An 11,523-nucleotide genomic window follows, 5' to 3' on the forward strand; every position below is an offset into this window, starting at 1 on the left:
GTCAGCCGACCGAATTCAGCCACTCGCGCATGCGCGACTTGACCTCGGCGAGGCGCGCGTCGTCGGGCATGCGGCCCCAGACGAGCCCGATCGAGGCCTTGCCGCCGGGCCGGTCGCTCGATGAGGCGAGCACGAATTCGCCGTCGTCGATCGGGAACCGCGCGGTCGCGTTCTTGGCCTCGAGATTGAGCGCGAGCGGCTCGACGTCGAGCGCTCCTGAGACCACCTTTGCCAGCGCGCGCAGCGCCTCGGTCTTCTCGAGGGCGACGGTGCGGGTGACGCTCGCCTCGTAGGTTCCGTCTTGTCGCTGGCCAGGGCTGCGGATGCCCCGCGTCTGTTCAAAGGCGACCGTGAGGTTCTGGCTCCACCACGGATCGACGCGATGCTCGCTCACAAGCCAGCCCGCGATGTCGCGGTGCCTCCACCCGGTCGCCCCGGCCGCATCGAGCAGGGCGAACCACTCGTCGCGGCCCCGGCCCGTGGCCTCGCGCACGGCGTCGTCTCCGACGCCGTCGGTGTTGGAACCGACTGTCTGTTCTGCCATGTGTCGACGCTACCGCGCGACCCGCGCGATGCGCAGAAAGTCGGTCACGGTGAGCTGCTCGCCGCGCGTCTCGGGATCGACCTCGGCCTGCGCAAGCAACGCCGACGCCGCCCCAGACGACCCGCCGAGCACGCCCGACAGCGCCTGCCGAAGCATCTTGCGGCGCTGCTGGAACGCGGCGTCGATGAGCGCGAACGTGGCGACGCGTTCGGCCTCGGTTCCGGGGACATCCGCTCGTTCGAAGCCGACGAGCACCGAATCGACGTTCGGAACCGGCCAGAACACCATGCGCGAGACCTGGCCGGCGATGCGCCAGCGGCCGTACCAGGCCGCCTTCGCGCTCGGCGCGCCGTAGACCTTCGAGCCCGGTTCGGCGGCGAGTCGGTGCCCGACCTCGGCCTGCACCATGACGATGCCCGACTGCAGCGACGCGAAGTGCTCGAGCAGATGCAGCAGCACCGGCACCGACACGTTGTACGGCAGGTTCGCGACGAGCCGCACCGGTTCGCCCGGCAGCTCGGTGACCCGCATGGCGTCGTCGTGCACGACCGTGAGCTCGGTGCCGGGCTGCATGAGGCGCACCGTGTGCGGCAACTGCTCGGCAAGGCGACGGTCGATCTCGACGGCGATGACGGATGCCCCGGCCTCGAGCAGTCCGAGCGTGAGCGAGCCGAGCCCGGGGCCGATCTCGAGCACGGTCTCACCGCGCTCGACGCCCGCGGTCTGCACGATGCGCCGCACGGTGTTGGCATCGTGCACGAAGTTCTGCCCGAGCTTCTTCGTGGGCGTGACATCGAGCAGCTGGGCGAGGTCGCGGATCTCGGCTGGGCCGAGCAGGCGCGGGGCGACGGCGGCACCGTTGCCCGGCGCCTCATGCCGGTGTGCGTTCACGCCGCACCCCTGACGCCGGAATCCCGCTGATCAATGCCCCCCACGGGCCTCATCTTGCCATGAGCCGTAGACCGCCACCGTGTTCGACGCGAGTTGCGCGCAGAACTCATCGATGCCGACGCCGCGCACGTCGGCCATGAACCGCGCGGTGTGCGGCACGAGATAGGGGGCATTGGGGCGCCCGCGCAGCGGCGCGGGAGTGAGGTACGGCGCGTCGGTCTCGACGAGGATGCGGTCGGCGGGCAGCACACGCAGCGCCTCGCGCAGGTTCTCGGCGTTCTTGAACGTCACGTTGCCCGCGAACGAGCAGTACCAACCCTCGTCGGCAGCGAGGCGGGCGAGCGCTTCATCACCCGAGAAGCAGTGGAACACCGTGCGCTCGGGAGCCGTGACCCGGCGCAGCGTCGCGACCACGTCGTCGTGCGCGTCGCGATCGTGGATCTGCAGTGCGAGCCCGTGCCGCCTGGCGATGTCGATGTGCGCTTCGAACGACCGGAACTGCGCCGGTCGCCCGGCCTCGTCGGTGCGGTAGAAGTCGAGCCCGGTCTCGCCGATCGCGCGCACACGCGGCTGCGCCGCGAGTTCGTCGATGACCGCCAGGGCGTCGTCGAGGGCGCCGGATGCCTCGAGCTCGGGCGCCTCGTTGGGGTGCAGCGCCACCGCGGCGAGCAACCGTGGTTCGCGCGCCGCCACCTCGGCCGACCAGCGGCTCGTGGCCACATCGGTGCCGACCTGCACGGCACCCGCCACGCCGACCGACGCCGCGCGCTCGAGGTGCTCGTGCACATCGAGCGGCAAGGCGCCGTCGGCGATCTCGAGGTGCGTGTGGTTGTCGTACACGGCCACCGCGAGGGGTTCGGGCGCGGGCGGGTACTCGGCCGCCCGCCCGCCGTCGGCGCGTGTGCGCAGGTGGTCGGTCACGCTCTGTCGCCTGACGAGTGGCGCCCGACGGCGTGGGACGCGTATCGACCGCCGGTCGAGTAGCGCCCGACGGAGTCGGACGCGTATCGAGACCCTCGCGACCGGGTCTCGATACGGCTGCTCCTTCGTCGCGGCCTACTCGACCGACGGGTGCTCACTCGGCGACCTCGACGCGCGGGAACAGCGCCTCGAGGGGCGCGACCTGCGTGCCGACCGTCCACTCGTTGGCGCGGTCGATGCGCTGCTGCTGCACGGTGCCCGGTGCGCCGAGCGCGGTCCAGAGCTTCGCGGTGGCCACGGGCAGCACCGGCGAGAGCAGCACGGCGAGCGTGCCGAGGCCGTGGTACGCGGTGGCGAGCACCGTCTCGAGCCGCTCGCGCTTCGCCGGGTCCTTCGCGAGCGTCCACGGCTCTTCGATGGTGAGGTAGCCGTTCAGCGCGTCGACGAGCTCCCACGCCGCCCCGATCGCGTCGTGGATCGCGATGCGCCCGATGGCCGACCACGAGGCATCCGTCGCCCGCTGCTCGACCGCGGCGATCTCGAGGTCGGCGGCCGACCGCTCGCCACCGGTCGGAACGACACCGTCGCAGTAGCGCGTGATCATCGCGATGACGCGCGAGGCGAGATTGCCGAAACCGTTGGCGAGCTCGGCCTGGTAACGCGCCGCGAGGTCTTCCCATGAGAACGAGCCGTCTTGGCCGAACGCGATCGCCCGCAGGAAGTAGTAGCGGAACGCGTCGGAGCCGAAGGTCTCGGTGATCTGTTCGGGCGCGATGCCGGTGAGCTTCGACTTCGACATCTTCTCGCCGCCGACGAGTAGCCAGCCATGACCGAAGACGCCCTTCGGCACCTCGAGGCCCGCCGCCATGAGCATGGCCGGCCAGATCACCGCGTGGAAGCGCAGGATGTCTTTGCCGATGAGGTGCTGCGCCGGCCAGCGACTGGCGAACAAGTCGTCATCGTCGCCGTAGCCGACCGCCGTGATGTAGTTGAGCAGCGCGTCGAACCACACGTAGACGACGTGCGACTCGTCCCACGGCACCTTGACGCCCCAGTCGAACGTCGACCGCGAGATCGACAGGTCGGCGAGCCCCGACTTCACGAACGAGACCGCCTCTTTGCGCGCCGATTCGGGCTGCACGAAGTCGGGCCGCTCGTCGTAGAGGGCGAGCAGCTTGTCGGCGAATGCCGACATGCGGAAGAAGTAGTTCTTCTCGTGCAGCAGCTCGACGGGCTTCGAGTGGATCGCGCAGACCAGTTGGCCCTCGTACTCGCCTGTTCCCTGCACGAGCTCGGACTGCTGCTTGTACTCTTCACAGCCGACGCAGTAGTAGCCCTCGTACTCGCCCGTGTAGATGTGTCCATCGTCGTAGAGCTTCTGCAGGAACTTCTGCACGTTGCGCTCGTGCCGATCTTCGGTCGTGCGAATGAAGTCGTCGTTCGCGATGTCGACCGTGGCGAGCAGCGGCTTCCACGCCTCGTCGACGAGCTTGTCGGCCCACTGCTTCGGGGTGACGCCGTTCGCCGTCGCCGTGCGCAGGATCTTCTGGCCGTGCTCGTCGGTGCCCGTGAGCATCCACGTGTCTGCCCCCGCCTGGCGGTGCCAGCGCGCGAGCACGTCGGCGGCCACCTCGGTGTAGGCGTGCCCGATGTGGGGCACGTCATTCACGTAGAAGATGGGCGTGGTGACATAGAACGAGGAGCCGTCGGCCATGCGCTCAATCCTATGGGCGAGCGGATGACCCTGCCGCCGCGTTACCGTCGGTCGAGTAGGCGCGCAGCGCCGTATCGAGACCAACGCGCTGCCGCCGCGTTACCGTCGGTCGAGTAGGCGCGCAGCGCCGTATCGAGACCGACGCGCTGCCGCCGCGTTACCGCCGGTCGAGTAGGCGCGCAGCGCCGTATCGAGACCAACGCCCTGCCGCCGCGTTACCGACGGTCGAGTAGGCGCGCAGCGCCGTATCGAGACCGACGCGCTGCCGCCGCGTTACCGTCGGTCGAGTAGGCGCGCAGCGCCGTATCGAGACCAACGCGCCAGAGGATCTCGATACGGGCCTTCGGCCCTACTCATCCGACGACTCCTCAGCGAGGCGCGCGCGTTCGCGCTCCTCACGGTGCCGGCGCCGCACGCTGCCGTCGCCGATTGCCGGCGGTACGGCCTCCTCCACATCGAGATGCGCATGCGGCGTCGGCACGCCCAGCGTGACGTCCTGCTCCTTGATCGCGGGTTCCTTCACCTTCTGCCCGGGATAGTCGACGACCCGCAGCCCGAGCACGATCTTGCCCGGCGCCTCACGACGGTCGAGCGCCCGGTAGGCGTCGGCGATCGAGTCGAGCGGGAATATGTCGGCGATGGGCAGGCGTGCTCGACGCGCGGCCACGAGCGCGGCGACGCGGCCGAGCGCGACGACGTCTCCGGGGTAGAGCTCGACCGCGTCGGACCCTTTCACGGCATCCCAGTCGAGGATCGTGAGGATCCGCGAGCGGGGCACCCCGAGCTTGATCGCCTCGTGCGTCTGCCCGCCGAGGAAGTCGAGGAACGCGCTCACCGGCCGCCCGCCGGCAGGGTGGTTCGGGTCGTCGCCCAGCACGCGCACGCGGTCGGCGAGCCCGGGACCGTACTCCATCGGGATGACGCCGAACTGCCGCAGGAAGTCGAATCGCATCTCGGCGCACGTGCCGATGACGGTGGCGCCCTTCATGCGCGCGAACTGTGCGGCGAGGCATCCGACCCCGCCCGCCGCGGCGGTGATGACGACTTCGTCGCTCGGACCCAGCCCGAGACCCTCGACGGCGGTCCATGCCGTGGTGCCGGCGACGTACAGCGAACCGGCGACCTCCCACGTCAGCGACGGCGGCTTCGGCAGCAGTTGTCGCTCGGGCACGGCGACGTACGTCGCCTGCGCGCCGCGGTCGACGTATCCCATGACCTCGTCGCCGCGCGAGAACTGCTGCGCGCCCGGTCCGACGGCGACGACGACTCCGGCGAGGTCGCGGCCCTGTGGCGACGGAAACTCGACCGGCCACCGCTCGGGGTGGTCGCCGCGCCGGATCGCGCTCTCGACGGGGTTCAACCCTGTGGCGAACACCTCGACGAGCACCTCGCCCTCGCCCGGTTGGGGCGTCGGCACCTCGACGACCTCGAGCACTTCGGGGCCGCCGAACTCGGCGAATCGGACTGCGTGGGTTCGAAGCGTGTGTTCCATGCTCTCCTCCGCGGTCGTAGGTTCAGCACCGTCGCGCGTCACTGCCATTCTCCGCCTGTTCTGACGGAAACGACAGGGTCTTGTGCCTCATACGGGGGATGCGCTAGTTCGCCCGCCGTGCGGCGAGCGCCGCCTCGTACAGGTCGCGCTTACCGAGTCCGGTCTCGCCGGCGACGAGCGCGGCGGCGTCTTTCAATCGGGTTCCGGATGCCGCGAGCTCGAGCACCCGTCCGAGCGCGCCCTCGGGGTCGGCCTCGACGGCGTCGGCCCCGCCGACGACGATCACGATCTCGCCGCGCGCTCCGCCCTCGGCCCACTCGGCCAGTTCACTGAGCGGGCCCCGTCGCACCTCCTCGTGCAGCTTGGTGAGCTCACGGCACACCGCCGCGGGACGCGAGGCGCCGAACCCATCGGCGAGCGCTGCGAGACTTGCCGCGAGCCGCGACGGCCCCTCGAAGAACAGCAGGGTCCGCCGGTCGCCCGCGAGCTCCGCGATGCGGCGAGCGCGATCGCCCGCCTTGCGAGGAAGGAAGCCCTCGAACGCGAACCGGTCGGTCGGCAGGCCCGACACGGCGAGGGCCGTGACGACCGCCGACGGCCCGGGGATCGCAGTGACTTCGACCCCCGCCGCGGCGGCCGCGGCGACGAGCGGGAACCCCGGGTCCGACACGGTCGGCATGCCCGCATCGCTGAGCACGAGCAGGTCGGTCTCGCGGGCGAGCTCGACGAGCTCGCCCGCCTTCTGCCGCTCGTTGTGCTCGTGCAGGGCGATGAGCCGCGGCCGGTTCGCGATGCCAAGTCCGGCGAGCAGGCGCTGCGTGACGCGAGTGTCTTCGGATGCCACGACCGTGGCCGTCTCGAGCGCCTCGCGCAATCGCGCCGACGCGTCGCCGAGGTTGCCGATGGGCGTCGCCGCGAGGATGATCATGCACTCAAGCATGGCACCCGGCGCCGCGCTGATAGCTGTTGCCGATACCGACAACGTGACGCGCCCGCTACCCTGCGCGGCCGATACGGTCCAGCCAGCTGTTGACCTCCGCGACGGCGCTGTCGAGGGAGAACGCGAGGCCCGCGGATCCAGCCGCGGTGGTGAAACTGGTCTCCCAGTGCGGGTGGGCGGTCACACGAGCGGGCCATACACGGGCGAGGCCGCCAGCGGATTGCGCTTCCGTCATGCGGGCGTCGAAGACGTCTTCGACTGCTTTCCGGATCTCGGCGGCGGTCGGTTCGCCGGTGTGGTCGATGAGGTCGCGCAGGAGCAGCAGGTCGATGACGTCACGGGCCCGATCGTTCACAAAGACGGGCGGATCGTGCGGATCGGTGCAGGCGTGGATCTTCTGCGCGATTTGGTAGCTCATCGACAGGCTCGTGAGCTGTCCTGGGGTAGGGAGCCCGAAACCGGCCAGCGAGGGCGGGCGGATCGCCTCCGCCCGGGTGCCGGCAGCGCCTTCGTCGGGGGCGATCTCGACCGGCACTCGCCGCCAGGTGATGCCTTTGAGCTGCACGGTGATGTCGAAGCGTCGAGGCTTCACGAGTCGTTGTGGTACGTCGATCAGTTCGACTTCACCGCGGACGAGGGTCAGTGGTCCCCATGGCTCGCCGAGAGACTCGTCGAGTCTGGCGAGGAAACGGTCGAGGTCACCGCGGACCAGGCCGTCGATGTCCTGCGTAGTCCGAGACATGCCCGGAAGGCGGTACTGGAGCATGGTCCCACCTTTGAGGAGGAACAGCGCCGCACCGGACTCATCGACCGCGCGCTGCAGCGCGGCGGCGACGACGGTCGCAGCCACCAGCCATCCCAGTCGTGGCCCCGAAGCGCCGAGGCGGTCTTGGGCTTGCGCGATCCAGGCGTTGAGCACCCGCGCCGACGCCGGCGACTTGGCTTTGGGCGCCAGTCCGTTCACCGCCGCCGCGAGGTTCATCGGTTCAGGCTCCAAGGTCTCGGGACTCCAGTTCAGCGGTCAATCGTTGCCGCTCGGACGAAGGCAGCAGACTGGTACGGCCAGCGCGCTCGATCGCCTGCCGGATCAGGTACGTCGGCATCCCCGAAGCGATGCACTGTCCGATCGCGGTCGGCACCGTCACGATCGGCACGCCCTGCCACCACGTCAGCTGCGATGAGTCGAGATCCTCGCGATGGACGACGTAGCGCTCGCTGCCAGCTCTGCGCAAGCGCCGACGACGCGCGACTGTCACGTGGATACGGTCGGGGTTCACATCGCTGATCCCCCAGGCCTCCATCGCGGTGTCATGGCTCAGCACTGCCTCGGGCGCGCCCGACCAGAGCACGGCGAGCTGATACTGGTCGACTTCAGACTCGACAACCTGTGGCACCTTGTACACACCATGTGCCACCCGCGCGAGACGACCACGGGACACCATCGTCGACAGGTCCGCGTTCACCACACCGATCCCGGCCGCCTGCTCGGTCGTCACGAAGCCGTGCTGGTCTAGCGCGATCTCGCGCAACCGCTCCAGCTTCGTCACCACCATGTCAAAACCTTATCAAAAAGGTAAGGTAATGACAGGTGCGATGGCGGGGTGAAGCTGCGTGATGCGAGTGTCTTCGGATGCCACGACCGTGAGCGCCTCGCGCAGTCGCGCCGACGCGTCGCCGAGGTTGCCGATGGGCGTCGCTGCGAGGATGAGCATGCACTCAAGCATGGCACCGCACCAGCGCGTGCTCCGTGCCGAGGACTGGGAGGATGAGCGCATGAGCGACAATGACCGCGCGCACCGAGCCCGCAGCGCCGTCGTCGTGGAGTTCCGCACGCTCGACGCCCAACTCGACGTGTACCGCACCCGCCTCGACCCGAGCCGTGCGCTGGGAGTGCCCGCCCATGTGACCCTCCTCTATCCGTTCGTGCCGCCGAACCGCCTCGACGTCGCCGTGTGGGGCGCGCTCGGCGCGGCGATCGCTGGCGTGCCGCCCTTCGACGCCGAGTTCGCGACCGCGTCGTGGTTCGGGCGGGACGTGCTCTGGCTGGCGCCGACGCCGGTCGCGCCGTTCTCACGGCTGATCGAGCGCATCCGATCCGCATTCCCCGAGTGCGAGCCCTACAGCGGCGGCGTCGACGAGCCGGTGCCGCATCTCACGATCGCCGACCGCGCCGATTCCGGCGAGATGGTCGCTGCCGCCGAGGGCGTGTCGGCACTACTGCCGCTCGCCGCGCGGGTGAGCGCGGTCTCGGTGATGGCCGGCTCGGATGCGCCGCAGTCGTGGCGCACCCTGCGGCGATTCGAACTCACGGGTTGAATCGTTAGGGTTGGCCCATGGGATCGGAGTCGGGCACCGCCGGCGTGCGCGATGAGCACGCTGACGCGACATCCGACGATCTCGAACTCGAACGCGACGACGACCGCGAACTCGACGACACCGTCGAAGAACCCGAGCTCGAACACGAACCAGTGCCGCGCGGCTCGCGACTCGACGACTGGTGGGGTCGCATGCTCGCGACGCCGCGGCGACGCGCGCTCTGGTACTGGGGCGGGCCGATCCTCATCACCCTCATCGCCGCGGTGCTGCGGTTCTGGAACCTCGGCCACCCGCAGTCGATCGTCTTCGACGAGACCTACTACGTGAAAGACGCGTGGACGCTGCTGCAGAACGGCTACGAGTCGGCGTGGCCCGAGGGAGCGAACGAGGACTTCGCCGCGGGCGACCCGAACACGTTCAGCGATGACCCCACGTACGTGGTGCATCCGCCGCTCGGCAAGTGGCTGATCTCGCTCGGCATGGCCGCGTTCGGCGCCGGCGACGCGTTCTGGTGGCGCGCGACGACGGCGCTCGCCGGCACCCTCGCGGTGCTGCTCATCACGCTGGTCGCCCGTCGCCTGTTCGCCTCGACGGTTCTCGCGGTCATCGCCGGGCTGCTGTTCGCCATCGACGGCAACGCGATCGTCATGTCGCGCGTGGCCCTGCTCGACACCTGGCTCATGCTGTTCACCCTGCTCGGGTTCTGGTTCGTGCTGCTCGATCGCGACCGCACGCGGCGGGCGCTGGAGGCGCGACTCGACGACGCGCGGGCGGCCGGGCACGAACCGTCGTACGGCCGCGCACTGTGGGGTCGCCCGTGGGTCGTCGCCGCCGGCGTCGCGTTCGGCGCCGGATGCGCGGTGAAGTGGTCGGGCCTGTGGTTCCTCGCCGCCTTCGGCATCTACCTCGTGGCCGTCGACGCGCTGGCACGCCGCCGCGCCGGGGTGCCGTTCTGGCTCACCGGCGCACTGCTGAAACAGGCGCCGATCACCTTCGTGCTGCTGGTGCCGATCGCTGCGGCGGTCTACCTCGCCTCATGGTCGGGTTGGTTCGTCACCGACGGCGGCTACTACCGCCACTGGGCAGAAGAGAACGCCACCGCAGCGACCGGGTGGCTCTCGTGGGTGCCGCTCCCCCTGCAGAACCTGTGGCACTACCACCAGTCGGCCTACGGCTACCACGTCGGCGTGCACTCGCCGCACCCGTGGCAGTCGAACCCGTTGACGTGGCTCGTCATGGGCAGGCCGGTGAACATGTACTTCGCGTCGACCGACGACGGTTCGGGCGGCTGCGGTGAGGCCACGTGCTGGTCATCGATCCTCGAGGTGGGAAACCCGCTCATCTGGTGGGCCGCGGCAGCGGCATCCGTGTATCTCGTCTATCGGCTGGTGCGCTATCGCGAGTGGCAGGTCGGCGCCATACTCATGGGGCTCGCGGCCGGGTACCTGCCGTGGCTCGGGTACCTGAACCGCACGGTGTTCCAGTTCTACTCGATCGCGTTCCAGCCGTACACGCTGCTCGCCCTCGTCTTCGTGATCGGGCTCGTGCTCGGGCGGCGCGACGACGAGCAATGGCGACGTGTGCGCGGGCTCGCGGTCGTAGGCGTCTTCCTCGTGTTCACGGTGCTCGTGTCGGCGTACTTCTACCCCGTGTGGACCGGAGTGCCGCTCACGCCGATGTTCCGGCAACTGCACTTCTGGCTGCCGAGTTGGGGATGATCACGCTCAAGACGATCGCGCCCGGGCTTCTGACGGCGGCCGCGGCAGCCCTGCTCGCGTGGCTCGCGCATCTGGCCCTGCCCGCGGTGCCGCTACTGACGGCCGCGGTCGCGCTCGGCATAGTCGTCGGCCAGGTGCCCGCATTGCGCCAGGCCCTCGGCCGACGGCTCGCGCCCGGCCTCGGCTTCGCCGCCCGAAGCCTGCTTCGCGCGGGCATCGTGCTGCTGGGACTCAAGCTGAGCCTCGTCGACATCGCCGGCCTCGGCTGGGTCACCATCGCGACCACCGTCGCCGTGGTCGTGCTGACGTTCGTCGGCACGATCGGCCTCGGGCGGGCGCTCGGTCTGCCCGGACACCAGCCGGTGCTCGTCGCCAGCGGATTCTCGATCTGCGGTGCCTCGGCCATCGGGGCGATGGGCGCGGCGGTACGGGCGCGTCACGAGGAGCAGGCCGTGCCGGTCGCGCTCGTCACCCTGTGCGGCACCCTCGCGATCGCGGTGCTGCCCGCGTTGTGGCATCCGCTCGGCCTCTCGGCGACGCAGTTCGGTCACTGGGTCGGTGCGGGGGTGCACGATGTCGGGCAGGTCGTCGCGACCGCGCAGATCGCCGGAACGGCGGCGCTCGCGGTCGCCGTGGTCGTCAAGCTCACCCGTGTGCTGATGCTCGCGCCGATGGTTGCGATCACCGCTGCGGTCGAGCGGCGAAGGGCGGCGGATGTCGCAGGCCCGCGCCCGGCGATCGTGCCGTTGTTCGTGGTGGGGTTCCTGGTGGCGGTGCTCGTCAACACGTTCGTGCCGCTGCCCGACTGGGTGCTCACCGGGGCCGACGTGGTGCAGACCGCGCTGCTCGCGATGGCGCTCTTCGCGCTCGGGGCGTCGATTCGGGTGGCCGCGCTCGTGCGCACCGGGTGGCGCGCGCTCGTGGTCGGCCTCACCTCGTGGGTGCTCGTCGCGGTGCTCGCCTACGGCGCGGTGCTGCTCGGGTGAG

Annotated in this window: 11 protein-coding genes and 1 pseudogene; 3 read left to right on the forward strand and 9 right to left on the reverse strand. The window is 70.0% G+C overall.

What is annotated here, in order from left to right:
* Position 1: 1 nt before the first annotated feature.
* The 9 genes and pseudogenes from ABD164_RS17330 to ABD164_RS17370 all read right to left on the reverse strand — a co-directional run.
* Positions 2–544, reverse strand: coding sequence for a DUF4287 domain-containing protein (locus ABD164_RS17330; protein WP_344297832.1), 543 nt, complete (start codon positions 542–544; stop codon positions 2–4).
* 9 nt (positions 545–553) lie between these two features.
* Positions 554–1,435, reverse strand: coding sequence for a 16S rRNA (adenine(1518)-N(6)/adenine(1519)-N(6))-dimethyltransferase RsmA (gene rsmA, locus ABD164_RS17335; RefSeq protein WP_344297833.1), 882 nt, complete (start codon positions 1,433–1,435; stop codon positions 554–556).
* 30 nt (positions 1,436–1,465) lie between these two features.
* Positions 1,466–2,356: a TatD family hydrolase gene (locus tag ABD164_RS17340; protein ID WP_344297835.1), complete on the reverse strand. Its 891-nt coding sequence runs from the start codon at positions 2,354–2,356 to the stop codon at positions 1,466–1,468.
* A 154-nt stretch (positions 2,357–2,510) separates the two neighbouring features.
* The gene (metG, locus tag ABD164_RS17345; protein WP_344297837.1) at positions 2,511–4,070 is read right to left on the reverse strand and encodes a methionine--tRNA ligase; all 1,560 of its coding nucleotides are present in this window, start codon (positions 4,068–4,070) and stop codon (positions 2,511–2,513) included.
* Between the two features lie 349 nt (positions 4,071–4,419).
* Complete coding sequence (locus ABD164_RS17350; RefSeq protein WP_344297839.1) at positions 4,420–5,562, reverse strand: NADP-dependent oxidoreductase; 1,143 nt, start codon at positions 5,560–5,562, stop codon at positions 4,420–4,422.
* A gap of 103 nt (positions 5,563–5,665) precedes the next feature.
* Positions 5,666–6,490 (reverse strand): 16S rRNA (cytidine(1402)-2'-O)-methyltransferase, encoded by an 825-nt coding sequence (rsmI, locus tag ABD164_RS17355; protein ID WP_344297841.1) that lies wholly within the window; start codon positions 6,488–6,490, stop codon positions 5,666–5,668.
* Between the two features lie 67 nt (positions 6,491–6,557).
* On the reverse strand, positions 6,558–7,484 hold the full coding sequence (locus ABD164_RS17360) for a nucleotidyl transferase AbiEii/AbiGii toxin family protein (RefSeq protein ID WP_344297843.1): 927 nt from the start codon (positions 7,482–7,484) through the stop codon (positions 6,558–6,560).
* Between the two features lie 4 nt (positions 7,485–7,488).
* The gene (locus ABD164_RS17365) at positions 7,489–8,055 is read right to left on the reverse strand and encodes a type IV toxin-antitoxin system AbiEi family antitoxin domain-containing protein (protein WP_344297845.1); all 567 of its coding nucleotides are present in this window, start codon (positions 8,053–8,055) and stop codon (positions 7,489–7,491) included.
* Positions 8,056–8,109: 54 nt separating this feature from the next.
* Positions 8,110–8,214, reverse strand: a pseudogene (locus tag ABD164_RS17370) (16S rRNA (cytidine(1402)-2'-O)-methyltransferase); the annotation flags it as partial.
* Between the two features lie 61 nt (positions 8,215–8,275).
* On the opposite strand from ABD164_RS17370, the gene ABD164_RS17375 reads away from it, so the two are divergent.
* The 3 genes from ABD164_RS17375 to ABD164_RS17385 are packed head-to-tail and all read left to right on the forward strand — an operon-like array spanning position 8,276 to position 11,522.
* Complete coding sequence (locus tag ABD164_RS17375) at positions 8,276–8,818, forward strand: 2'-5' RNA ligase family protein (protein WP_344297847.1); 543 nt, start codon at positions 8,276–8,278, stop codon at positions 8,816–8,818.
* A 17-nt stretch (positions 8,819–8,835) separates the two neighbouring features.
* Positions 8,836–10,536: a dolichyl-phosphate-mannose--protein mannosyltransferase gene (locus ABD164_RS17380; RefSeq protein WP_344297849.1), complete on the forward strand. Its 1,701-nt coding sequence runs from the start codon at positions 8,836–8,838 to the stop codon at positions 10,534–10,536.
* Positions 10,533–11,522, forward strand: coding sequence for a YeiH family protein (locus tag ABD164_RS17385; protein WP_344297851.1), 990 nt, complete (start codon positions 10,533–10,535; stop codon positions 11,520–11,522). Before ABD164_RS17380 ends, ABD164_RS17385 begins: the two co-directional genes overlap by 4 nt.
* Position 11,523: the final 1 nt, after the last annotated feature.

This window comes from Agromyces neolithicus, from assembly GCF_039529735.1.
GTDB classification, from domain to species: Bacteria; Actinomycetota; Actinomycetes; order Actinomycetales; family Microbacteriaceae; genus Agromyces; species Agromyces neolithicus.

Bases quoted from the DNA above. Each gene is read 5' to 3' on its own strand.
- ABD164_RS17330 (WP_344297832.1), bottom strand. From the start codon at position 544: ATGGCAGAACAGACAGTCGGTTCCAACACCGACGGCGTCGGAGACGAC.
- ABD164_RS17380 (WP_344297849.1), top strand. From the start codon at position 8,836: ATGGGATCGGAGTCGGGCACCGCCGGCGTGCGCGATGAGCACGCTGAC.
- rsmI (WP_344297841.1), bottom strand. From the start codon at position 6,490: ATGATCATCCTCGCGGCGACGCCCATCGGCAACCTCGGCGACGCGTCG.
- ABD164_RS17350 (WP_344297839.1), bottom strand. From the start codon at position 5,562: ATGGAACACACGCTTCGAACCCACGCAGTCCGATTCGCCGAGTTCGGC.
- metG (WP_344297837.1), bottom strand. From the start codon at position 4,070: ATGGCCGACGGCTCCTCGTTCTATGTCACCACGCCCATCTTCTACGTG.
- ABD164_RS17385 (WP_344297851.1), top strand. From the start codon at position 10,533: ATGATCACGCTCAAGACGATCGCGCCCGGGCTTCTGACGGCGGCCGCG.
- ABD164_RS17375 (WP_344297847.1), top strand. From the start codon at position 8,276: ATGAGCGACAATGACCGCGCGCACCGAGCCCGCAGCGCCGTCGTCGTG.
- ABD164_RS17365 (WP_344297845.1), bottom strand. From the start codon at position 8,055: ATGGTGGTGACGAAGCTGGAGCGGTTGCGCGAGATCGCGCTAGACCAG.
- ABD164_RS17360 (WP_344297843.1), bottom strand. From the start codon at position 7,484: ATGAACCTCGCGGCGGCGGTGAACGGACTGGCGCCCAAAGCCAAGTCG.